We start from the raw sequence: 230 nt of genomic DNA on the forward strand, positions 1-230 counted from the left end.
TGCCAAGCCAGGCACGGAACTGGTCGTCGATCTTGGTGGCGGAGGCGGGGGTGGCGAGGAGGAAGGCGGCAAGGCCTGCAAACAGGGAAAGCAACGCCAATCTGAGAGGTTTGTACGCCAAGTTTGCGGTCATCATTCACACCCTCCCCGCAACTCGCCTCAAAACGCCGTCCGCGAGCGCAGCGCCGCAGCCAGCGTGCCTTCGTCGAGATAATCGAGTTCGCCGCCGA

General features: G+C 63.0%; 1 pseudogene. It reads right to left on the bottom strand.

The window, feature by feature from the left end:
• Window positions 1-159: 159 nt before the first annotated feature.
• A pseudogene (locus tag E5W70_RS32910) lies at window positions 160-230 on the bottom strand (recombination protein RecR); the annotation flags it as partial.

The sequence above is a fragment of the Mesorhizobium sp. genome (genome assembly GCF_005063415.1).
Taxonomy (GTDB): domain Bacteria; phylum Pseudomonadota; class Alphaproteobacteria; order Rhizobiales; family Rhizobiaceae; genus Mesorhizobium.